21 protein-coding genes are annotated in these 23,103 nt (G+C 60.3%); 2 read left to right on the top strand and 19 right to left on the bottom strand.

The window, feature by feature from the left end; all coding sequences use genetic code 11:
* The first annotated feature begins 6 nt into the window (after positions 1-6).
* Complete coding sequence (locus GR183_RS05635) at positions 7-636, top strand: HhH-GDP family DNA glycosylase (RefSeq protein ID WP_160774606.1); 630 nt, start codon at positions 7-9, stop codon at positions 634-636.
* Here GR183_RS05635 and dhaK read toward each other — a convergent pair whose 3' ends face one another.
* The 14 genes from dhaK to GR183_RS05565 form a co-directional block, all read right to left on the bottom strand.
* Entirely contained in the window at positions 637-1,632 is a 996-nt protein-coding gene (dhaK, locus tag GR183_RS05630; RefSeq protein WP_160774605.1) for a dihydroxyacetone kinase subunit DhaK, read from the bottom strand.
* A gap of 16 nt (positions 1,633-1,648) precedes the next feature.
* Positions 1,649-2,080: a hypothetical protein gene (locus GR183_RS05625; RefSeq protein ID WP_160774604.1), complete on the bottom strand. Its 432-nt coding sequence runs from the start codon at positions 2,078-2,080 to the stop codon at positions 1,649-1,651.
* Positions 2,070-3,686 (bottom strand): phosphoenolpyruvate--protein phosphotransferase, encoded by a 1,617-nt coding sequence (gene ptsP / locus GR183_RS05620; protein ID WP_160774603.1) that lies wholly within the window; start codon positions 3,684-3,686, stop codon positions 2,070-2,072. Before ptsP ends, GR183_RS05625 begins: the two co-directional genes overlap by 11 nt.
* The gene (locus GR183_RS05615; protein ID WP_160774602.1) at positions 3,679-3,975 is read right to left on the bottom strand and encodes an HPr family phosphocarrier protein; all 297 of its coding nucleotides are present in this window, start codon (positions 3,973-3,975) and stop codon (positions 3,679-3,681) included. Before GR183_RS05615 ends, ptsP begins: the two co-directional genes overlap by 8 nt.
* Entirely contained in the window at positions 3,972-4,361 is a 390-nt protein-coding gene (gene dhaM, locus GR183_RS05610; protein ID WP_160774601.1) for a dihydroxyacetone kinase phosphoryl donor subunit DhaM, read from the bottom strand. Before dhaM ends, GR183_RS05615 begins: the two co-directional genes overlap by 4 nt.
* Positions 4,358-4,963 (bottom strand): dihydroxyacetone kinase subunit DhaL, encoded by a 606-nt coding sequence (dhaL, locus tag GR183_RS05605; protein ID WP_160774600.1) that lies wholly within the window; start codon positions 4,961-4,963, stop codon positions 4,358-4,360. The genes dhaM and dhaL overlap by 4 nt, the downstream gene beginning before the upstream one ends.
* Positions 4,964-4,974: 11 nt before the next feature.
* Positions 4,975-5,994, bottom strand: a complete 1,020-nt coding sequence (locus GR183_RS05600; protein WP_160774599.1) for an ABC transporter ATP-binding protein — start codon at positions 5,992-5,994, stop codon at positions 4,975-4,977.
* Positions 5,987-7,084, bottom strand: a complete 1,098-nt coding sequence (locus tag GR183_RS05595; RefSeq protein ID WP_160774598.1) for an ABC transporter ATP-binding protein — start codon at positions 7,082-7,084, stop codon at positions 5,987-5,989. The genes GR183_RS05600 and GR183_RS05595 overlap by 8 nt, the downstream gene beginning before the upstream one ends.
* A 19-nt stretch (positions 7,085-7,103) precedes the next feature.
* The gene (locus GR183_RS05590; protein WP_160774597.1) at positions 7,104-7,298 is read right to left on the bottom strand and encodes a hypothetical protein; all 195 of its coding nucleotides are present in this window, start codon (positions 7,296-7,298) and stop codon (positions 7,104-7,106) included.
* On the bottom strand, positions 7,295-8,239 hold the full coding sequence (locus GR183_RS05585) for a carbohydrate ABC transporter permease (protein ID WP_160774596.1): 945 nt from the start codon (positions 8,237-8,239) through the stop codon (positions 7,295-7,297). Before GR183_RS05585 ends, GR183_RS05590 begins: the two co-directional genes overlap by 4 nt.
* Positions 8,236-9,183 carry a carbohydrate ABC transporter permease gene (locus GR183_RS05580; RefSeq protein ID WP_160774595.1) on the bottom strand — a complete coding sequence of 316 codons (948 nt, stop codon included), beginning with the start codon at positions 9,181-9,183 and terminating at the stop codon, positions 8,236-8,238. Before GR183_RS05580 ends, GR183_RS05585 begins: the two co-directional genes overlap by 4 nt.
* Positions 9,184-9,252: 69 nt before the next feature.
* A complete protein-coding gene (locus GR183_RS05575; RefSeq protein WP_160774594.1) occupies positions 9,253-10,572 on the bottom strand; it encodes an ABC transporter substrate-binding protein in 1,320 nt (439 codons plus the stop codon).
* Positions 10,573-10,988: 416 nt separating this feature from the next.
* Positions 10,989-14,045 carry an efflux RND transporter permease subunit gene (locus tag GR183_RS05570; protein ID WP_160774593.1) on the bottom strand — a complete coding sequence of 1,019 codons (3,057 nt, stop codon included), beginning with the start codon at positions 14,043-14,045 and terminating at the stop codon, positions 10,989-10,991.
* The gene (locus GR183_RS05565; protein WP_160774592.1) at positions 14,042-15,226 is read right to left on the bottom strand and encodes an efflux RND transporter periplasmic adaptor subunit; all 1,185 of its coding nucleotides are present in this window, start codon (positions 15,224-15,226) and stop codon (positions 14,042-14,044) included. Before GR183_RS05565 ends, GR183_RS05570 begins: the two co-directional genes overlap by 4 nt.
* A 210-nt stretch (positions 15,227-15,436) precedes the next feature.
* On the opposite strand from GR183_RS05565, the gene GR183_RS05560 reads away from it, so the two are divergent.
* On the top strand, positions 15,437-16,015 hold the full coding sequence (locus tag GR183_RS05560) for a TetR/AcrR family transcriptional regulator (RefSeq protein ID WP_160774591.1): 579 nt from the start codon (positions 15,437-15,439) through the stop codon (positions 16,013-16,015).
* A gap of 41 nt (positions 16,016-16,056) precedes the next feature.
* Here the strand turns inward: GR183_RS05560 and galE are convergent, their stop codons facing one another.
* From galE to GR183_RS05535, 5 genes are read right to left on the bottom strand one after another with little or no spacing between them, the layout of a single operon-like run.
* Positions 16,057-17,046 (bottom strand): UDP-glucose 4-epimerase GalE, encoded by a 990-nt coding sequence (gene galE, locus GR183_RS05555; RefSeq protein WP_160774590.1) that lies wholly within the window; start codon positions 17,044-17,046, stop codon positions 16,057-16,059.
* Positions 17,047-17,086: 40 nt separating this feature from the next.
* Positions 17,087-18,271, bottom strand: a complete 1,185-nt coding sequence (locus tag GR183_RS05550; RefSeq protein WP_160774589.1) for a hypothetical protein — start codon at positions 18,269-18,271, stop codon at positions 17,087-17,089.
* The gene (locus GR183_RS05545; RefSeq protein ID WP_160774588.1) at positions 18,271-19,458 is read right to left on the bottom strand and encodes a polysaccharide pyruvyl transferase family protein; all 1,188 of its coding nucleotides are present in this window, start codon (positions 19,456-19,458) and stop codon (positions 18,271-18,273) included. The genes GR183_RS05550 and GR183_RS05545 overlap by 1 nt, the downstream gene beginning before the upstream one ends.
* Before the next feature lie 41 nt (positions 19,459-19,499).
* A complete protein-coding gene (locus GR183_RS05540) occupies positions 19,500-20,849 on the bottom strand; it encodes a glycosyltransferase family 4 protein (protein WP_160774587.1) in 1,350 nt (449 codons plus the stop codon).
* A 5-nt stretch (positions 20,850-20,854) separates the two neighbouring features.
* Complete coding sequence (locus tag GR183_RS05535) at positions 20,855-23,068, bottom strand: glycosyltransferase family 2 protein (RefSeq protein WP_160774586.1); 2,214 nt, start codon at positions 23,066-23,068, stop codon at positions 20,855-20,857.
* Between the last annotated feature and the right edge of the window lie 35 nt (positions 23,069-23,103).

Raw genomic sequence — 23,103 nt, 5'->3', positions numbered from 1 at the left:
ATCGACATGACGCAAACCAAGGGGCAAATCGATCTCGAAGCGCTGGAAGAGAGCGAGCTTTATTCAGAAGCTCTCGGCATCGATCTGAGTGCGGGCAGCGAGGATGCATATTTCCGCTGGTTCCTGGCGAGCCAGCTTTACGGTGGCCGCATATCCGGCGCTATCGCGGAAAAAACCTACCGTTCATTCGAGCGTCACAAACTCCTGACGCCCGAAAAAATCATCGCCGCCGGGTGGGATTTTCTCGTCGATCCGGTCATGCGCGAGGGCAGTTACGTGCGCTATGACGAAAGCAAATCACGACAACTCCTACGCAACTGCGCAAGGCTGATGGAGGATTACGGTGGGCAGGTTTCCCGGATTGAGGAAGCTGCCGCCGACAGCGCCGAGCTCGAAACACGCCTTTGCGCGTTTCACGGCATCGGCCCGGTTACCGCCAATATTTTCCTGCGCGAATTGCGCCCCTTCTGGCGAAAGGCCGACCCCGTTCCGCTTCCCGCAGTCGTAAAGACCGCAGAGGCGTATGGCATCGACCTTTCAGCCTATGACCGCAAGAGCCTCGCCTTCGCTCGAGTGGAGGCCGGCCTGACCCGACGCGCCCATCACAAGCGTCAGGTCACGGACCCGGCAAAATGATTAGCCATTGCCCCAGTTCAACGCGGCGGTCCTGACGGGCGCGTCCCACAGTGACTTCATCTCGTCATCCAGCTTGGTTATCGTCACCGAGCAGCCTTGCATCTCAAGCGATGTGCAGTAGTTGCCGACCAGCGAACGTTCGATCTTGAGCCCGTGCTCCGCGCATTGCCGGGCGACGGCATCGTAGACCAGGTAAAGCTCCATCAAGGGCGTTCCGCCCATGCCGTTCACCAGGACCAGAACTTCCTCACCCGAGGCCGGCTTCAGGTCCGCAAGGATCGTCTCGACGAATTCTCCCACGATCGCATCGGCAGGCTTCAGCGCTTCGCGGCGGCGTCCGGGCTCGCCATGGATGCCGACCCCCATCTCGATCTCGCCTTCGCCCAGATCGAACGTCGGCTTGCCTGCGGCCGGCACGATGCAGCTGGTCAGCGCGACACCCATGGTGCCGGAAGCCGAATTCACGCGGTCGCCAAGCGCCTTGCAGGCCGCAAGATCGGCCCCCTGTTCCGCAGCCGCGCCAACGATCTTTTCAACGATCACGGTCGCCGCCACACCCCGCCGGCCCTGGCTGTGCGTGGAACTTTCCACCGCGACATCGTCGTTCGTGAGCACGGTCGCGCTGTTTCCGTCATGAAACTCCGACACCATTTCGAAGTTCATCACGTCGCCAGAGTAATTCTTGACGATCCAAAGCACGCCCGCGCCGCCATCTACGGCTTGCGCGGCGGCAATCATCTGGTCCGGCGTCGGCGAGGTGAAAATCTGTCCCGGACACGCCGCATCCAGCATGCCTTTGCCAACGAAACCCGTATGCAGCGGTTCGTGGCCGGAACCGCCGCCGGAAATCAGCGCCACCTTGCCTTTCACCGCGCCTCCCTTGCGCATGACGAAGCGGGGCTCCTCAGACAGTTCGACGATATCCGCGTGGGCGGCGGCAAAGCCCCGCAGGCTCTCGGCAAGTATATCGTCGGTAGCATTGATCAGCTTCTTCATCGGATTCCTCCCGAAATCAGTTTTTCTTCAACAGCTTCTCGGCCATCTTTATGATCTGCTCCGCGCTGGCGCGGATCGCCGTCTCCACTTCGCGGCGGATCATCGGGTCTGCGAATTCCGGCAACTTGATGTGGACGACGTCCCGCTCGATACCGGCAAGTTCCTCGATCGCCGCCGCCTGATTGGGGTGCGCGCGGGCATAGACCTTCAGAAACGCATCCTGCTCCTCGGCAGAGAAGTGGCAGACGTCAAAGAGCGCCGGGATATGCTGCGCAGGCAACGGGACGCGGTAGTTCGGATTGATGATCTGGCTGATGAAGCTCTTGTGCGTACCGAAGGCCTCGGCGATGCGCTGGCGCGTTCCGGACGGCCTGCGCTCGATCAGATCGCGCAGCATGATCTTGTATTCCGAGAGCGGGTCTTCTCCAGCTTGCGTATCAGTCGCCATTCGCCACATCTCCCTCGGCCGATCCGATGGCAAGCTTTACGGGACCGACCTGCGCCGGAGCAACCGAGAAACTCTCCAGCCCAAGCGAAAGCAGGAGGGGTACAAGCTCCGGCGAGGATGCCATGTCCCCGCACAGGCTGACCTCGACACCGCGAGCCTTGCCCGCCGCGACCGTCCGGGCGATCAGTTCCAGCACTGCCGGATTGCGCGCATCCGCAAGCTTCGCGAGGTTCGGATTGTCACGCGCGCAGGCGGTCACATACTGGATGAGATCGTTCGAGCCGATGGAATAGAAATCGGCATCCCAATCCTCCGCCGTCAGGGCCGCCGCGGGCGTCTCGATCATGATGCCGCATTCGGGACGGGCATGCGCAAGTCCTTCCCCGGTCAATTCGGCAAGTGCCAGATCGAGCTCCGCCCTCGCCTCATCCAGCTCGAAGGGGGCGGTCACCATCGGCACCATCATTTTGACGGGGCCAAGCCGAGCGGCGCGGGCAATCGCGCGCAGCTGAACGCGAAACAGAGGGCGGTCGAGCAGCGAGAGCCTGAGGCCGCGCACGCCTAGAAACGGGTTCTGCTCGCCATCGAGCGTGACGCCCGGCACTGGCTTGTCGCCGCCGGCATCGAGCGTGCGAATCGTGACCGGGCGCCCCTTCGCCCATCGCACGATGGTTTCATAGGCTTGCAGTTGCGTCTCTTCGTCGGGCGGGCCCTTCGAGAAGAGGAATTCCGTTCGGGTCAGGCCTATTCCATCGCAAATTTCGGGATCGAGGCCATCAAGGATCGACGGGTCGTCGACATTGACGAGAACGCGGATTTTACGACCGGCGCGCGTCACGGCGGGTTTGCCGGCGATTTCGGCCTCTTCGGCCTTGAGGCCAGCCTCTTGCGAAATCTGCTCCTGGAACCGCGCCCGCGTTTCGTGCGATGGCGCAACAATCATCGTCCCCGTTCGCCCGTCGAGCGCCACCGCTTCGCCATCGGGCGCGTCAATGTCACCGAGACCGACAACCATCGTCACGCCTCGGGCCCGCGCAAGGATCGAAACATGGCTGGTCGCGCTCCCCGCGCCGAGAGCAGCGCCCGCAAGCCTCGTCCAGTCCATCTCCAGAAACGCGGACGGCGTCAGGTCCCCGGCGACGACGATCGCGCCGTCCGGCGGCCCATCGTCCGCACGTTGCGGCCCAGACAGCGCGCGCAGGACACGTTCGCGCAAATCACCGAGATCGGCTGCGCGGGCAGCCATATATTCGTCGTCGGCAGCCCGGTATTCGGCAATTTCGCCGGCAAGCACCACTGCCCAGGCGGCATCCGCGCTTTCACCGTTTTCGATGCGGGAGAATACGGGCTCAAGCAAGTCATCGTCTTCCAGCAGGACCTGCTGGAATTCCAGGATTTCGGCGGCAAGCTGATCAAGCCCGGCGACAAGCTCCTCAAGTTCCTTTCCGGCGCGCGAAACGGCATTCCTGAGAGCATCAGCCTCCTGCGCGGGGCTGCCCTTTTCCCTCGTGAATCTCTTTTCAACGGGGCGGTAGCACACGCCCAGAGCGGATCCGCCCGAAACCGGGACGCCTGTCAGGATCCGCTCGTTCAAGGTTTCAACCATCGAAATTCCGCTCGACAAGATCGGCCAGAGCCTCGGCGGCAGCCGCCGCATCCGGACCGCTTGCACGGATCTGGAGCGGTGTGTTGTAGGCCGCCTTGAGCTTCATCACGGCGTTTGGCGACTTCGCATTCACCCAACGCTCCTGAGCTTCCCCGCGGATTTCCACGCTCGCCTCGAACGTTTTCGCAAGCTTGGTGAGCTTCACTGCAGGACGCGCATGCAGCCCCGTCTCGTCAACGATCAACGCCGATGCGGTGATCCATTCGATATTCGACGCCGCCTCGCTCATGCTTTGAAGTCCTCCGCTGTCTGCCTCACGGCTTCAAGGTCCGAGCCTCCGGCAGCCTCGGTCGCGGCCATGACCGCGCCTTCCACCACCGGTGCGTTACAGATCACGATTTGTTTCGCCTTATCCGGGCCAAGCAACTCGATCGCCATCTCGCTGTTGGTTTCGGCCCCGCCGAGATCGACCAGCACGGCAACCCCCTTGGGCGACCAGACGGCATCGATGGCCTGCATGATCGCCGCGACATCGGTTCCCAGGCCCCCTTCCGAATTGCCGCCGCAGCTGGCGATCGCCACATCGTCGCCGACCATCTGGCGCACCATGTCGGCAGCGCCTTTCGCGACCTCCGACGAATGCGAGACGATTACGATTGACACTTTATCGGTCATTTTTCCTCCAACGCGTCGCAGACGGCGTGAACGATCAGCGCTGACGACCGCGCACCCGGATCGATGTGGCCGATCGATCGTTCGCCGAGAAATGCCGCGCGCCCCTTGGTCGCCAGCATCGGCTTCGTGGCTTCGACTGCCGCATCCGCCGCCTTTCGAACGGCTGCGATATCCGCACCGGCCTCTATCGATTTCAACACCGGCACCAGGGCATCGAGCATGGTCTTCGCGCCGACATCGGATTTTCCGCGCGACTTGACCGCCTCTATGCCAGCTTCCAGAAGCCTTGCGGCCTCCACCCGGCTTCCCGGCATCGCCTCGGCCGATTTACCCATGGCCATGAACGCCGAACCGTAGAGCGGGCCCGACGCGCCGCCGACGTTCATCACAAGCGTCATGCCGGCCTTCTTCAGCGCCTCGCCGAACGGCATGTTCGCAAGCGCCTCCTTTTCGCCGGAAACGGCCTTGAAGCCACGGCGCATATTGTCGCCGTGGTCGCCGTCGCCGATCGCCTGATCGAGCTCCGTCAGTTCACTGGCGTGAGCCTCTATCCGATCGCCGATCAGGTCGATCAGGCGCGCAATCAGAACATCGGAAGTCATTCGGCCTTTCCTTATGTATTGACGAGATGCTGCTCACGGTCGAACCAGACCGGAGCGCCGGGCCGCACAGCGACCTGAAGGCTCGCGCCTTCCCCGACCGGCCGGTGGGCATCAAGAAGCGCATGAACCTGCTGACCGCCATCCACCTCAAGCAGCGCAATCATCTCCGCGCCACGGCGCTCCACCGCTATGACGCGAGCGTCGAACCCGCCGGGCGTTCCCACTTCCACATCCTCGGGCCTGACGCCAGCGGTAATGGCGCTCGCGCTGCCGGGCGTCAATCCGAGCCGTCCGGCCGGAAGAAGGTTTATCTGCGGGCTGCCAAGCCTTTGCGCCGCGTAAACCGTCGCCGGGCGCTCATAAATCGTGCGCGGTTCGTCCACCTGAACGAGCCGGCCCCGATCCAGAATGCCGATGCGGTCGGCAAGCGTCATGGCTTCAAGCTGATCATGCGTCACATAGACGATCGTTGCCCCGAGGTCACGCTGGATGCGCTTCAATTCGACGCGAAGATCCTCACGCAGCTTCGCATCGAGCGAACTCAGCGGCTCGTCCATGAGGAAGACGTTCGGCTCCCGCACCAGCGCCCGCCCGATGGATACGCGCTGCATCTCCCCGCCCGAAAGCTGCGTCGCCTTGTTTTTCAGCTTGTGGCCGATGCGAAGCATTTCCGCGATCTCGGAAACCCGCTTGCGGATCGCCTGCTCGCCCATGCGCCGTCCGGGCGCGCGAAGCGGGAATGCAAGGTTCTCGAAGACCGTGTAATGCGGATAAAGCGAATACTGCTGAAAGACGAAGGCGACATCGCGCATGGCGGGTGCAAGCGAGGTCACGTCGCCGCCGCCGATGGCGACCGTGCCGCTGTCCGGCGTTTCAAGGCCGGCGATCAGGCGCAGGAGCGTGGTCTTGCCCGCCCCCGTCGGCCCGAGCAGCACAATGAACTCGCCATTCGCGATGGTAAGGTCGACGTCATCGACCGCAATCGTCTCGCCAAAACGCTTCGTGACGGCGGCAAGCGAAGCTTCAGCCATTCAAGCCTCCTTCCGCCCGCAAGGTCGGAACCGCCCGGTCCGTCGCGGCATCGAAGACGGCTAGCCGCTCCGTCATGAAATCGAGCCCGACGGTCTCCCCGTCGTTGACGCGCAATGTATTGGGCGAACGCACCCTGAGCCGCCCGACGTCGGTATCAACGGTCACAAGCTGACGCGCCCCCATATATTCGACGCCGAAGACACGCCCCCTCAACGCTCCTTCCCCCGTAATCTGGATATGCTCGGGCCGGGCGCCGACGAAGGCTTCCGCGCTTTCAAGGGAAGCCTGCGTTTCGGGAATCGCGATTTCGGAACCATTCACGCGGATGGCGCGGCTTCCGGCCGGCAGCCCGCCCTTCGCGGGCAGGAAATTCATCGACGGTGAACCGATGAACCCGGCTACGAATTTCGTCGCCGGGCGGTCGTAGACCTCCAGCGGAGAGCCGATCTGCAGAACCTCGGCATGGTTCATGACGCAGATCCGGTCTGCCATCGACATGGCCTCCACCTGGTCATGGGTGACGTAAACGGTCGTCGCGCCTATCCGGTTGTGCAGGACGCGAAGTTCCTCGCACATCACGTCGCGAAATTCCGCGTCGAGCGCGCCGAGCGGTTCGTCCATCAAGAACGCCTTTGCCCGGCGCACGATGGCGCGGCCAAGCGCGACGCGCTGCCGGTCGCCGGCGGCCAGGCCACCGACGCCGCGATCCAGCAGATGCTCGATCTGGAGAAGTTTCGCGACGGATTCCGTCCTCTCGCGCACCTCTTTCCTCGGCAAGCCGGCGATGCGAAGCGGGAAGGATATGTTCCGCCGCACCGTCATGTGCGGATAAAGCGCGAAAAGCTGGAACACGAAGGCGATGTCTCGTGCTGACGCGCGGTTCCACGTCACGTCCTCTCCGTCCAGCAGGATGCGGCCCGAAGTCGGCAGTTCCAGGCCCGCGATCATGCGCAGCGTCGTGGTCTTGCCGCAGCCCGAAGGGCCGAGCATCACGAAGAATTCGCCGTCAGCGATGGTAAAGCTCGACTCGCGCACGGCGGTGAAATCGCCGAACGCCTTGTGCAGGTTTTCAAGTCTTATCTCGGCCATGTCGAAGCGCCTCCCACCGTCATTCCGGAAAATGGCTGACGATCACGAAGGCGACCGTGCCGGTGAGAATGACGGCAAACGACCAACCGAACGCCCACATGGAGAACGGCTGCATCAGCATGACGATGCCGAGAGCGATGAGCGCGGTTGCGGCGTTCTCCCAGGGAGCGCGGCGAAAGAGGCGCGAAGGTGCCAAGGCTCTTGTCCTGTTCATTTTCTGACCGCTCCGAAGGTTATGCCGCGCAAGAGCTGGTTTCTGAGCAGCACCGTGAAAACCACGACCGGAAGCAGGAACAGCGTCGTGCCCGCGGCCACCGCCGGCCAGTCGAGGCCGCCTTCGCCGATGATGATCGGGATGAAGGGAGGCGCGGTCTGCGCATGGCCCGATGTGAGCAGGAGCGCGAAGGCGTATTCGTTCCAGGCGAATATCAGGCAGAAGATCGCGGTAGCGGCAATTCCGGCGCGCATCTGCGGCAGCACCACCTTGCGGAACGCCTGCAACCGCGTATAGCCGTCGACGACCGCCGCCTCCTCGTATTCGCGAGGGATCTCGTCGACAAAGCCCTTCAAGAGCCAGACCGAAAGCGAAAGATTGACCGCCGTGTAAAGCAGGATCATGCCCGCCTTGGTGTCGGATAGGCCAAGCTCGCGGTACATCAGGAATATCGGGATGGCGACGGCGATCGGCGGCATCATCCTCGTGGACAGGATGAAGAACAGCAGATCGTCCTTCAAAGGCACCTTGAACCGCGAGAAGGCGTAAGCCGCCAGCGTGCCGAGGAAGACGGCAAGAAACGTCGATCCGAAGCCGATCACCACGGAGTTCCAGTAGCGGTCGACAAAGCGGCTCGGGCCGGTGATCACCATGTTGCGCGAGCGGGCGATCTCCTCATACCAGGTCTTGGGCGGTCCAAGCGTCTTGATGTATTCATCCGTCTGGCGAGAGCGGCTTGTGAACAGGTTCACGTAGCCTTCCAGGGTCGGCTCGAAGAAGACCTTCGGCGGATAGGCGATGGAGTCGGGCGGCGACTTGAAGCCGGTAGCGAAAATCCAGAAGAGCGGGATCATCGCGATCAGCGCATAGAGCGCGACCGCGCTGCCGGCGAGCCATCTGCCACGGGCGCCGGTCTGGCCCGGATTTGCAGCAATGCTCATGACTTCACCTTGTTCAGCGCCTTGACGTAGATGTTTCCGAGACCGAACACGGTAACGAAGAGAATGATGGCGAAGGCGGAACTGAAGCCGGTGCGCCATTTCTCGAAGGCCTCGCGCTTGAGGTTTATCGAGGCAAGCTCCGTCGTCGAGCCAGGACCGCCCGAGGTCAGCTCCACCACCATGTCGAACATCTTGAAGTTCTCGATGCCGCGGAAGAGCACTGCCAGCATCAGGAAGGGAAGCACGCGCGGAAGCGTGATGTACCAGAACTTCTGGAGCGCGTTCGCCCGGTCGATCTCGGCCGCTTCATAGAGGTAGTCGGGTATGGAACGCAGCCCCGCAAGGCAAAGCAGCATGATGTAGGGAGCCCACATCCATGTATCGACGATGATGATCGCCCATGGCGCCAACGTCACGGAGCCGATCATGTCGATCGCGCCGGTGCCGGCGAAGAAGTCGATGATGTAGGAGAAGATGCCCGTTTGCGGCTGATAGATATAGGTCCAGAATGTGCCGACAACGGCCGGCGACAGCATCATGGGGATCAGGATCAGCGTCGTCCAGAAGCTGGCGCCGCGAAAATTCCGGTTGATCAGCAGCGCAAGACCGAAACCGATGAGAACCTGCAGCACCATCGTCCAGACGACGAAATGCGCGGTTGCCTGCAGATAGCCCCAGATGTCTTCCGAACCGAGCAGGCGTTCGTAATTGCGGGTGCCGACCCATTTGACCTCACGTCCCGGCTGGTTCGCCCGGTAGTTCGTGAAGGACAGATAGACCGTCCAGATAAGCGGGAAGATATTGATCGCCAGCAGGATTGCGAGGGTCGGGCCGATGAACAGCCATGCGACCGCCCTGTCCGACAGGCCGCGCACCCGCTGGACGAACCCCGGCGCGACGTTCGGCGTGTCAGATGCAATTCGCTGAATTGTCTGATCCGTCATGATCCTGGACCTCCGAAAGAAGCGCGGGCCGAGCTGTGCCGGCCCGCGCTGAATGCGGCGAAGCTCCGCCTAGAGCTTGCCGTCGTCCTCGAAGGATATGGTCCAGTCCTCGATGAGTTTGTCGAGCGCTTCCTGCGCGGTGCCCTGATCGGCCACGACATAGTCGTGCACGCGCTTTTGCATGGCCTGCAGGAGTTCGGCGTAGATCGGCTCCTGCCAGAAGTCCTTGACGGACCCCATCGCCTTCAGGAACTCACCGGCAAACGGCGTGGATTCGGCGAAGTCGTCGGCACCCGCCACGGCGACGTGACAGGAATAGCCGCCAAGGGCCCACCATTTGGCCTGAACATCGGGCTGTGCGAACCACTTGATGTACTCAAGCGCTTCTTCCTGCTTGTCGGAATAGGACACCACCGAAATGCCCTGGCCGCCGAGCGTGGAGCCTTCCACGTTCTGCGAAGGGTTCGCGAAGAAGCCGGACACGTCACCACCAACGGCTTCATCCTTCGCTATGCCGGGGAAGAAGGCGAACCAGTTCATCTGCATCGCCACCTGGCCGGACTTGTAGGCATCGAGATTGGCGACCATGTAGGCGTCCGAATGGCCGGGAGGCGTCGCCGTCTCGTACATGGACTTGTAGAATTCGAGCGCCTCGACCGCTTCGGGCGAGTTCACGGCCCCTTCCATGTCGTATTTGCCGGGGGTGTTTTCATACTTGAACCCCCAGGGATAAAGGGCGGCAGTCACGCCCATGGTGATGCCTTCCGAGCCGCGCTCGGTATAGATCGCTGCACCGTAGACCTTCTTGCCGTCGATCTCGCGTCCCTGGAAGAACTGGGCGATCTCGCGCAGTTCGGTCCAGTTCTTGGGCACACCCAGATCGCGGCCGTGTTCGGCCTTGAAAGCTTCCTGAATTTCCGGACGCTCGAACCAGTCCTTGCGGTAGACCCAGCCAAGGGCGTCGCCCATCGCAGGCAATGCGTAGTAGTTCGGCGTGCCCTTCGGCCATGTCGAATAGGCATTCACCGTGGCGGGAAGGAAGTCATCCATCGAGATGCCTTCCTTTTCGAAAAAGTCGTTCAGCTTGACATAGTGGCCATAGGTGGCGCCGCCGCCGATCCACTGGCTGTCGCCGATCATGAGGTCGCAGAGTTTACCGCCGGAGTTCAGTTCGTTCAGCATGCGGTCGGCAAAGCTCGTCCACGGCACGAATTCGAAATTCATGCCGATGCCGGTCTTCGCCGTGAAATCCTTGGATAGCTCGACCAGAGCGTTAGCCGGGTCCCAGGCGGCCCAGCAAAGGGTAAGCTCCTTGTCCTGGGCATTCGCGCCGGACAAGGACGCAGCGGACACAGCTGCGGCCAGCGCAGTCGTCATCAGGATGCGCATCTATTCCTCCCAGAAGTGGTGACCGCCCATTCTTTTGTCGAGACAAAGAACCGCCCCTCCCGACGGGCTGGCAGTCAGATGATATTTCCGTCGGTTATGTTTAGCTAAACTTACTTATTAAACCCTGTCAAGGAATTTCATTGGCCGGCCTTGACACGCTAAGATTTACGTAAGCCATTATTTTTAAACGGCTATTCAGATTTTAGCCGGAACAAAGACAGAGGAGCCGGCAAAGTTTAGTTCGTACGATCAAGTCGGAAATAAACTTGAAATATCGCCCTGCCCCTTCGGATCGGGCGTCCACTCGAAAATCCGGCAACCCTGGGCACGAAGGAATGCAGCATAAATAAAGGCGGGCGCGGCCAGAAGCCCGCACCCGCCTCGTTTCGATTTCGGTTTCTGTCGAAGGTCCTGCCCTATTCGGCCGGCTGAAGCTCCGTCTGATCCACCTCCCGGTCCTCGTGGCCAACGTACATGTAGAACATCGGCACGACGAACAGCGTAAAGAGCGTTCCGACCGACATGCCCGAGGCGATCACGAGGCCGATGGAATAGCGCGCGGACGCCCCTGCCCCTTCAGCCAGCACCAGCGGGATTACGCCAAGCACCATGGCGCCGGTCGTCATCAGGATCGGCCGCAGGCGCTCGCGCGCGGCCTCGATTATGGCTTCGCGTTTTGAAAGGCCATGCTGCTTTCTCTGTGCGTTGGCGAATTCCACCATCAGGATGCCGTGTTTCGTGATCAGCCCCACAAGCGTAATAAGCCCGACCTGGGTATAGATGTTGAGCGTACCGAGGCCGAGGTTCAGCGGCACGATCGCCCCGAAGATCGAAAGCGGTACGGACATCATGATGATGAAAGGGTCTCGGAAGCTTTCGAATTGAGCGGCGAGCACAAGGTAGATCACGAGCACCGCCATGGCGAAGACGATCAGGATCGTCGATCCCTGCTTGATCTCCAGACGCGACTGCCCCGCATAATCCTCGAAAAAACCGGTCGGCATCTGCGCGCGTGCGATCTCCTGCAGCGTGGCCAATCCCTCGCCGGAGGTAACGGTGGGCAGGGGCAGAGCCGATATCGTTGCTGAGTTCAACTGGTTGAACTGCTCGATTGCCGCAGCCGTCGCCGTCGCATCGATCTTGACGACCGCCGTCAGGGGCACCATCGCCCCCGTTGCCGCGCGGACGTAGAAGTAATCGAGCCTTTCAGGGTTGATCCGGAACGAGCGGTCCACCTGCGGAATGATCTTGTAGGATCGGCTTTCACGGTCGAATTTCGATATTTCCGCTTCCCCGACAAGAATGTTTAGCGTCTGGCCGATGCTTGAAATGGGCACGCCCAGGCTTGCGGCCCGGTCGCGGTCGATCAACACGCGCACGCGCGGACTGTCGTAGGACAGCGAGTTCTGCACGACGATGAATTTGCCCGATTGCATCGCCTTGCGGCGGATTTCCTCCGCGATTTCGAAAACCTGTTCCGATGAACCGGTCGATTGCAGCACGAACTGGATCGGCAGGCCGCCTCCCGAACCGGGAAGCGACGGCGGTGAGAACACGAAGGCCTCCACGCCTGCCGACTGCTTGAGGCGTGGCTGGATCATGTTCTGGATCTCTTTCTGGCTCTCCTCCCGCTCGCCCCAGGGCTTCAGCGCCCAGATGGCGAAGGCGGAATTCGTCGAGCCCGTGCCAACGATCTGGAAGCGGGCATCGACGCCCGGCACATCGTCGGTCAATGCGTAGAACTGATCCGTATAGAGCTTGGTGTAGTCGGACGTGGCGTAGCGCGGCGCCGTTACCATGGCAAAGAGCGCGCCCTGGTCCTCTTCCGGAGCGAGTTCCGTCTTCGTCTTCATGAAGAGGAAACCGGTGGTCCCGAGAAGCGCCAGCACGATGATGAGCGTTGCCGGCTTGAAATCGAGCGATCCATCGAGCCGCCGCCCGTACCAGCCGGCGAGCCTTGTGAAGACCCTGTCCACGAAATGCTGAAAACGGCCGGGCTTGGTCGATAGCAGCCGCGCCGACATCATCGGCGACAGGGTGACGGCGACGAACCCTGAAATGACGACGGAACCTGCAAGGGTAAAGGCGAACTCGCGGAACAGCGATCCGGTAAGGCCCTGCGCGAAACCGATCGGAGCGTAAACGGCGGCAAGCGTTATCGTCATGGCGACGACCGGACCGAAGATTTCCTTCATGCCCGTGATCGCCGCCTGCATCGGCTTCATTCCGTCTTCCAGATGCCGGTGGATGTTCTCCACCACGACGATTGCGTCATCCACGACGAGGCCGATGGCCAGCACCATCGCCAGAAGCGTCAGCGTGTTCAGCGAATAGTCGAGCGCCCAAAGGAAGAAGCATACGCCGACGAGCGATAGCGGGATCGTCACGATCGGCACCAGCACCGCCCGGAACGAGCCCAGGAAGAGAAGGATCACGAGGATGACGATCATAACGGCCTCGCCGATCGTCTTGAAAACCTCCTGGATGGACGCCTTGATGAACTTGGTGCTGTCGTAGAGCACTTTCACCGAAACTCCTTCCGGGAGATTGGACGAGATGCGCTCCAGCTCGGCGCGAACGCCGTCGGCGGTGTTAAGCGGATTGGCCGAAGGGGTCGGCATGATGCCGATGAAGACGCCCTGGCGGCCATTGAAGGAGACCTTCGTATCGCTATTCTCGCTGCCCAGCTCGACGCGCGCGACGTCGCGCAAGCGGACGATCTCGTCGCCATCCGCGCGGACCGGCAGTTCGCCGAAGGCTTCGGGCGTCTGCAAGGTCGTCTGCATTTCGATCTGATAGGCGACGAACTCGTTTTCCGTCTTGCCGGGCGCCGACAGGAAGTTCGCGTTCTGCACAGCGGTCTGGATGTCGGTCGCCGTCGCGCCGCGCGCCGCCAGCTTCACGGGATCGATCCAGATGCGCATCGCGAATGTCTGGCCGCCAAGCACCTGCGCATCCGCGACACCCTCAACCGTGGAAAGCTGAGGCTCGATCACGCGGGTGATGAACTCCGTCATCTGCTGCGGCGACATGATGTCGGAAAGCACCGAGAGATACATGAGCGCGAAGGAACGGCCGGTGCCCTTCTGGATTACCGGATCCTCGGATTCGCCGGGCAACTGCCCGCGCACCTGCTGCACCTTCGATATGACCTCGGTAAGTGCTGCATCGGGGTCGCTGTTCAACCGCATATGAACGGTGACGGTCGATTGTCCGAGCGCGCTTTTGGAGGTGACGTAGTCGACGCCCTCGGCGGTCGCCACCGCTTTCGATACCGGCGTCGTGATGAAACCCTGAATGAGATCCGCACTCGCCCCCGGATAAACCGTGGTCACCGTGATCACGGTTTCCTCCACTTCCGGATACTGGCGGATCGACATGTTGAAGATCCCCTGTAACCCCAACAACAGGATCAAGAGGCTGACGACCGTCGACAGCACGGGGCGGCGGATGAAGACTTCGGAAAAATTCATGACGCGCCTCCGGCGGACGGCGTCTCGGCCGCCGGGTCAACGGAATTGTCGATCCTGACGGGGCTGCCGATGGAAAGTTTGTTCTGGCCAGCGGTCACCACAATGTCGCCGGGCTCCAGACCGGCAGTCACCTCTATCTTGCCGGTGTATCGGCGGCCCGTTTTCACGAAGACCTGACGGGCGACGAGCTTCATCGTCTGATCGTTGGCTTCATCCGGACTTTTCGAACCTTTGCCCTCCCCGCCGGATTTTTCGCTTCCCTTGTTTGCGTCCTGCACGACGTAGACGTAGGAACCGTAAAGGCTCATCACGACAGCGGTCTGCGGCAGGGCGATGATGTCCTTTTCGACCGGCAACTCGATGCGAACCGCAGCGAATTGGCCCGGTCTCAGGGCATAGTCGGCATTTTCCACTTCCGCCTGAACCGCGACGAGGCGCGAATCCGGATCCGCTTTCGGATCGATGCCGATGATCTCGCCAGTCTGGTCAAGATGTTCAGCGTCAAGACCAAGACGGATCGTCTGACCAAGCTGAAGCGATTTGATCTGCACTTCCGGAACGCTGAAGTCCACCTTCATCGTCTCCAGGTCCTGTAGCGTGGCAATGACCGAGCCGACTGCAAGATATTCACCAAGATCGACACGCGGAATACCGATCGTTCCGGTAAACGGCGCCCTGATCTGCTTGAGTTCTATTTGCGCCTTCACGCGCTCCAGCTGCGATCTGGAAGCATCAAGTGCCGCTCTTGCATTCTCCAGAACCGAGGTTGCGCTGACGCCCCGGTCCGCAAGCGCTTCTGCACGCTTCAACGCCTGCTGATCGCGCGAAAGGTTGGCCTTGGCCGCGATCAGGTCCGCCTGCTCGACCTCGTCGTCCAGCTGGACGAGCAAATCCCCCTCCTCGACCTTGTCGTTCGCCTTGAAGCCGATATCGCGAACGATCCCGGGCGCACGCGACGCTACGTCAACGCCCTGTCGCGCGACGATCGTGCCGATCGCCTCGATACCCGGTTGCCAGCTCTGAGCTTTCACGGTGAGCGTCGAAACGGTAACGGTCGGGCGCTCCATATTGGCGAAGTACTCGCCTATCATCTTGTCGCGGAAAAAATTGAACCCGATCAATCCGGCACAAACGGCCATGATCAGGATTACGAACAAAGCCACAAGAATGCGTTTCAGCATGGGTTCTTCTCAGAGATGTTCCGCATGGAAGGAGCGGGGCGCAGCGTGAACGTCAAGGCGCATTGCAGCGCCACATGTTTCGCTGCGTTTGCAAATCCATAACTCAACGGCACCTTCGTAGTTAATCTTACGGAACTTGTTTCTTTACCGTCTGGACGGTAAAGTCAACTCCTGTGTCCGGTCCCGGCAAGGACGCGACGAAGGAAGCGAATGAACCAGACGCGAAATTCAGCAAGAAAAACAGCCGTCAAACGGAAAAGCGGTTCGCGCGAGAAAATTATCGACGCTGCCCTGGTGGTGGTTTCCGACCAGGGTCTGCGGCGTTTCTCCCTTGAGGCCGTCGCCGAAATCGCGGGCGTATCAAAAGGCGGGCTGCTTTATAATTTTCCGACAAAATCGGATCTTCTGAAGGCCATGGTCGCCCGGCACGTGGAAGAATTTTCGGATCAATTCGACAAGACTTGCCTATGCCTATCCGCTGAAGGAAAACGAAATTCGGTCATCCGCGCATATCTTACGACGTTTCGCGACTATTTCTGCGTCAAGGAGCAGTCACCGTCCGGATTTCTGGCGGCCATCGCGGAAGAGCCCGGCCTGCTCGATCCCGTTCGCGAGCAAAATGCCAGAATCGTCAAGGAAATCCGGAGTAAGTCGGATAATCCGAAGCTTGCGATGGCGGCATTCCTGACGATTGCCGGCATCCGACACACGCAGCTTTTCTCCATCGACTGCATGTCGAGGGAAGAAACGCTTGGCGTAATCGGATACCTTCTCGAACAATTCGAGTAATATCGTCCCTCGCGACGACAAGAGTCTGAGAATGGCCCTCCTCAAGCGACGTTGGAGCGCTGCAACTGCCCTTCCCAGGAAAGCGCATGCGCGACGATCTTGTCCAGGTCGTCATTTTTCGGGCGCCAGCCCAGCACTTCGCGAATGGCATCCGCCCGGGCGATCAACGCAGGGGGATCACCGGCCCTGCGCTCGGCGAGACGAACATCGAAATCGACCCCTGACACCCGTTTGACTGCGCTGATGACTTCTCGCACCGAATATCCGCGGCCATAACCGCAATTCAAGACAAGGCTCCCGCCCCCGGCTTCGAGGTGGCGCAGGGCAAGAAGATGCGCCTCCGCCAGGTCCGATACGTGCACATAGTCCCTGAGGCAGGTTCCATCCGGTGTCGGGTAATCTTCCCCGTAGATTTCCATGTGCCTGCGCATTCCGAACGCCGCCTGCGCCGCGATCTTTATCAGATGGGTCGCCCGCGCCGAAGACTGGCCGGAGCGTCCCTCCGGATCCGCTCCGGCAACATTGAAGTAGCGTAGCGCGGCAAAACGGATCTCATGCGCACGAGCGGTATCCTTCAGCATGTATTCCGTCATGAGCTTAGACGTGCCGTAAGGCGAGATCGGCGCAAGGGGCAGGTCCTCCCCGATCGGGCACTCCGGCGGCTCGCCATAAACGGCGGCTGTGGAGGAAAAGATGAAATGCCCGATGCCCGAGGCGACGGCAGCGGCAATAAGCGCCCGCGAGTTGACCGTGTTGTTTTCATAATAGCCAAGCGGATCCTTGACTGAATCCGGGACGACGATGGAACCGGCAAAATGGATGATCGCCGAAACACCATGCTCGGTAATGATCGACTTAACGAGATCCTCGTCGCCGCAGTTTCCTTCCACGAAGGGTACGTCATGCGGCACAGCTCCGCGGAATCCCGTGCTCAGATTGTCAAGCACCACGACTTCGCGCCCGGCATCGCGAAGCGCAAGGACCATGTGGCTGCCGATATAACCAGCCCCTCCAGTGACAAGTACGCTCATGTCGATATCCTTATCCTGTTGATAGAGTGGGATTTTCAACCTACCGAGCCGTTACGACCCTGACCGGGACACGAACGAGATCGCGATCCCAGGTCACCTTGCAGCTTTCCAGGTTGTATCGAACGAAGTAGAGATACGCCGCGCCATCGGCGTGATCGAAGTTGCGTGTCTCGGAATCCGGATCCAGAAGCGAAGGATAGAAGTAGGATTTCGGTTTGCTGCAATCGTCTTCCCAAAGCAGCGCATAGCGCATGATGAGGCGGGGCTCGCTCCAGTTGATCATGTCTCTGGAAGTCGAGACATAGAAGCCAGATATGCGTTCGCCGTCCTTCCCCTTGCGCCGGTCGCCGAATACGGCCACGACCGTCCCGGTTTCCTCGTGCAGCGACAGTCCGCCAATCATGCGCACCAGGTATTTGCTCGATACCGGTTCGCACACATGCGCCTCGGGATCTTCAACCAGGCCTTCGAAAGGGTTGACGAAACGGGCATTGAAGCCCGAACCGTCCCACGCACGCCAGGAGGCTGGATCCTCCAACGTACGGGTACGGATGATGCAGACGCCCCTTTTCTGTGCCCGATATCGATCGGCGAACATCGCCGCATAATGCCAGCCGTCAAGTTCGATGATATTGGTCGGATTGGCATAACCGACCCGGCGCGGCCGGTCCGTCGGGTATGGGTATGGCAAGGTCGCAACGACGGCCGGCCCACCCCCTTGCGGCTTGAACGTTTTGCCACCGTCCCTGGAAACGAGGCCTGTCACGGTGTTGAGCAGACAGGGGCCGTATCTTCCGGCCGGGCACAATCCGGGGCTTCTGTGTCCACGAAGCTCCGTATGCGCCAGCACATAGATCGTTTCGCCGTCCGGGGTATATAGCCCGGACATCCACGAAAGATCGTCGAATTCGGCAAGTTCCGCGGATCGCGACGCCTCGAACACGATGGAGCAGTCAGGCTGCAGGGCCTCCAGCGATGGGCCGGTGAAGAACCTGTTGTCATTGTGGCTGGCAATCAGGGCGACTGTTCCATCGGACTTCCTGAAGGCCCGGGCCGGAGTGTCGGGAACGTGAGAGTTTTCGCAGGCCTCCTTTGACCAGTCGAAAACGGTTTCGACGCCACCGGCAACCTCTATGCGAACCGCCGGTTCCAAATTCGTCGAATGGGAACACTCCGGCCAGACCAGCAGATAGAGCGCGCAGATGCCAGCCATCGCAAACCGCATCAGGCAACCTTTCGCTCGGACTGCGCCGGCTTTTTCGACACATCCACCATCGCGGTATCGATATTGTTTTCCCGGAGGAAGCCGTGCATTTCCCGATATCCATGGAAATACGCGCGGTTGAAGCGGTCGAAGAGCGACTGATCCCAATAGTCTTCGAGCCTGAATTCCTTGCCGGAAAAGACATCGAAGCTCGGTATCTGAAACGTTTCGGCAAATTCGACGGTTCGGCTGTCATAAGTGAAATATACGGATGGCACACCGTTGGAAAGCGCCATGAGGTTGCCATGCAGCCTGTACCCGAGCACGAGGTCTTTCTGTCTCACGAGGTTTTCGTAGTCTGCGACGACGTCGGAGTAGAACAGGCGTTCCCGGTAAAGTTGCTCTATTTTTTCGTCGAAGAACCAGTCCGCCACCCATTTGTTGGCTTTCAGCGCCGCAACCGCTTCCTCTTTCTGTTCCTGCGTTCCGAAGACGAGTTTCTTTTCTTCCACTTCCCCCTGGGCCATGAGCGTTGTGTCGAAACGCCCCGCCACCTGCTTCACCAGCTCGCGGTGGAAAGTGAGATATTGCTCGATGTCGCGCGCGTAGGTTGGCGAAACTTCACGGCGCAGCGTCAATCCGACCTTGCGCACCGTATCCAGCGCAGGAAGCTTGATCTCCAGATGCGGGTCGTTGCGCCTGAACGCCGTCGGACACCCGATGATGCGGACGTTCTTGATACCGATGTCCCAAAGCACCTGCGCGGAATATGCCCCTCGCACGCCGATCGATGTCGTTGAATCCGCCATCATGCGCAAGACAGTCCTGGTTTCGTCCGACAATTCGAGCTTGCCCTTGACCGGCGCCTGGGCGCCGATACCGAAACCGAGGACGGGCAAGCCAAGGCGCTTCAGCACCGGAATGGTCTGCCTCCAGTTCATCGTGTTGTGGATGTAGTTCGACCCGCGCAGGAAGACATAATCATATTCTTCCCTCAGCCGGTCGATGTTCTCCATGGCGGGATTGGCGATCTCCAGAACGCTCAATTTCTCGAAATTCAACAGTTTCAGCGAAGAGTCATATACGAACGCATCCCCAATATTATGGTAGTGATTTATACTTCTCTGCACATCCGCATACTTATACCAACGCACATTATTATGGTCATATACTTCACCAGACGGGATCATAACCAAAATTCGTGTCATTTTTTGCTTCTCCCTATTTCCGGAAGGAAAGACGAGCAACGTCAGGCTGTCTGCTTCATGGCTTGCGTTCCGTCGTCATCGAGTGCCGATGTTCCTTCGACGAGACCGCGATAGAGCTCCAAATGCGCCTCGGCGCATTCGACATGCGTGGACGGGCGCCTGATGCCGGCCCGCAACCTTTCCCAAAGGTCAGGCTCCGTGAGTGCCTCGGTCATCCTGTCCGCGAGGTCTTCCGCGCTGCCGACCCTGAAGTGCATGCCATCGACGCCATCGCGTATCTTCTCCGCCATTCCCCCGATGTTGCTGGAGATGAGCGGCCTGCGATGGAAGAACGCTTCCTGAATGACGATCGGTGAGTTTTCCCACCACACGGAAGGTATGACGACCCAATCCGCCGAGCGCATCAGCCGCGGCATTTCCGAGTTCTGGTAGGATCCGTAAAAGCGGACCCTGTCGCCTGCCTTTTCGATGCTTTCGCCGATCTTTTTTTGAAACCATTCCGGCTGGCGTTCGAGATTGCCGCCGAAGATCATCAGTCTCGCATCGTCTCCCCAAGCCGTTTCCGGCACGCGGCCAATGGCATCCAGAAGCACGTCGGCCCCTTTGTAGGGAGTGAGCTGACCGAAAAAGGCGAAGCGTCCACGCCGGTCCTCTTCGCTGCTGAGCCTGCGCGGTTCAGCCTCGCTGGAGATGTTCAAGCCGTTTTCTATGACTTTCATGCGATTGCCGGGCAGGCCCCAGCGGATATAGCGCTCCGCAAGAAACCGGCTTGGCGAGATATAGTGGTCGGCAATCTGGAGCATCGACTGCACGAAGCGCTCCCGGCGCAGGAAATCGCCCGGCGAAATATCCGGGAAGCAGCCATGGCAGGCGATCGGCGATGCAGCATTGCAAAGCTTCGTGCCGCCCGTCTTCACCATTTGTCCGTGGTGGTGGCACAAGGAAAGGAATTCGTGAAACGTCACGATGATCGCGGCTTCGGGAAGGGTTTCGCGAACCGCAAAGAGCGTTTCGAGCCCCAAGCCGATGAAATGATGAAAGTGGACGACATCCGGGCGCAGCGTGCGCAGGAACCTTTGCAGATCCCTGCGGATATCGTCGGTGTTCCGGTTCGAAAGGAGAAAGTGATCGTAGTCGTCCGCGAAGTAAAGGATCTCGTCGTCGGCGCCTTGGTGCCCCATCAGCGCCGATGCGCTGTGGCGCGGATACGGGCTCCCCACGCGCGCCATGAAAAAGGAGCGGACGCCCTCCAGTTCGTTCAATCCCTTGTGGAGATTGTAGGAAGCGACTTCGGCCCCTCCCAGGGAAAGGTCCGGATGACCGTGAGAGATTACGAGAACCCTCATGTCCTCAGGCTTTGAACGGCTGACGTCGGATGGCTTCGTGGACATGCTCTTCATCCGTTCATGTTGGAGATTGCAAGCGACCACCGGCGATCGAATGCCTGCCGGTCGACCCTTTTGGCAAGGTTCGGCCAGAGTTGACCGTTTTCCGATCTTTCCTCGGGACGCAGCATTTCCACCTGCGGCACCCAAATGGAAGACACACCGGCCCGCCGCATCTTCAAGGCGGCGTCCAGGCTTTTTTCTTCAGTACCGAGGTATCCGCGGGTGAAACCGCCGGCAGCGGCGAAGGCAGATCTGGAAAGCATGCAGCATTCAAGCGTGCCGGCGGCTACTTCGCTGGGTTCCGCGCCAAAGAGTGCGCCACGCGGATAACCTGCATAGTGATCCTCAAGGCCATGTCCCTTCGGACCTTCCTTGATCCACATACCTGCCCAGCGGATGGAATCGTCCTCATAAAGGATCGTCGGGCAGGCGATGCACCGGTTGTTGCGCGCGCGAAAGGCCCTTTCCAGCGGCGCGATCCACCCGGGAAGACGCGGCAACACATGGGACGAGAGGCAGACGAGCGTATCCGCGGGGGCCGCTGCGATACCGGCCTCCAGTGCGTCGCAACTATCCTCCACCCCGTCGGCAAGAACGATCCGCACGCAAAGATGGTAGAAATTCGCGACCCGCTTCAGTTCTCCGATATGTTCCGCCAGAGCCCTGCGAGGCCCCGCCAGCACGATCGGAAGACTTCGAACCAGAGGATCGAGCGCAACAAGGGCGAGCAACGTGCCGACCTGGTCGATGCACGCATCGGTTCCGATTACGAGAGCCTTCTGAGCCGCATCTGGAAATTCCGGGGAATCGACCGTTTCGCCTGCTTCGGGCGCATTGCGCTCCGCTCCAAAAACCATGGACGCGTAGTGGTGTTCGATCACCTCGCTCGACAAGGCGGTGGACGGATCGTGGATGGAAAGCAGGCGCGTCAACGCGCTTTTCAGCGACACATGAGCGACGGAAAGCGGTTCGTATGCCGAATAGCCGTTCTTTAGCCTGATTTCGATATAGGGCGTGTCGCCCTGCTTCGCGTGAAGGTTCTGGGCGAACGCGATGAAGCCATGCGAATGATCGTCCGGGTCGAGCCCGGCAAAAAGCTTTTCCGCGCAATATGCCGCCGATACATCTCGCCGGTTATTGGCGGTCCAGATATCATCCAGCCTGGCGGACTTGCCTCCAGAGCGGATCAGGACCGCCTCCACGTGCCGGTCGGGATCGAGAAGCCATCCCGACAGAAGAATGCCACCGTTTTCCACTTCGACCGAAAGATCGATCCCGATGCGCACTGGCAGCGGCAGCTCGCTGATCGTTTCGCGCCCGTCAAACCGATTGGCCGCGCGCCTCAGTTTAGAAAGCGGCTCACTCGCTGCGACCAGGCGAGGCAACACGGCGCGCACGTGCCCGGGCGCACTGCGCGGATCGACGATGACGCGGCGATCATAGACTTCGATTGAATTCCACCCATCGCGCCCGCGATAGAGCAGCCGTTGAAGCCGCTGCGGGTCGAGCCCTTCCGGGGTTTCAAGCAGACCGGCATAGCCTTGCCCCCGGCCGCCCAGATCATCGCGTTCGAATATCCCGCAGGAAAATTGGGCAATCCTCGGCGTGTGATCGATGGCAATGACCTTCATCCTGCCTGACGAAAGACGCTGCGCCCAACCCTGGACGAAGACTTCGCCTTCCTCGAACCGACCAACGACTTCCACACAACCATCGTTGCGTGAAACCTTCTGCAAAATTGCCGCGGCGGATTGCATGTTGCGCGATGACGGGTCGCCGGCGATCAACCCCTCCGCGAGCCCGTCTATGACTTCCGGAAAGCTCGCGCCTGCACTCCTGCCAACGATTTCGAGAAAATCATCCAGCCCGTGCGGGCCTGCGGGAATGGAATAGCGCACCGGTTTTCCACGGCCGCGCATCACGATCGATTCAAGATGACCGCGCCGCATGTTGCGAAGAGGCACGAGCGCCAGAAATGCCTGATCTTCCGCTTCTCGCGCCGGTTCGGGCGTCCAGCCGACCACAAGCCCCTGAACCTGCGAGTTGGGATCGCCGTTCAATAGGATAGGCATGCTTGCGGACATGGCATCGCCGCGGCCGGCAACGAGCGCATGCGCCTCGTCAAGGATTGCGAGTATCGCCGTATGCCCGTCGGTCGGAAACAATGACCTGCGGGCGTTGGGTTGATTTGTTTGCGTCTCGGTCTCTGCACTGTGATCCATTACGACTTCGATCCCGTGGACGTGATTAAGAACAT

This window comes from Stappia sediminis (assembly GCF_009826895.1).
Taxonomy (GTDB): Bacteria; Pseudomonadota; Alphaproteobacteria; order Rhizobiales; family Stappiaceae; genus Hongsoonwoonella; species Hongsoonwoonella sediminis.
Note: the sequence above shows the minus strand (reverse complement) of the source record. Positions and strands in the feature narration are given on the sequence as shown.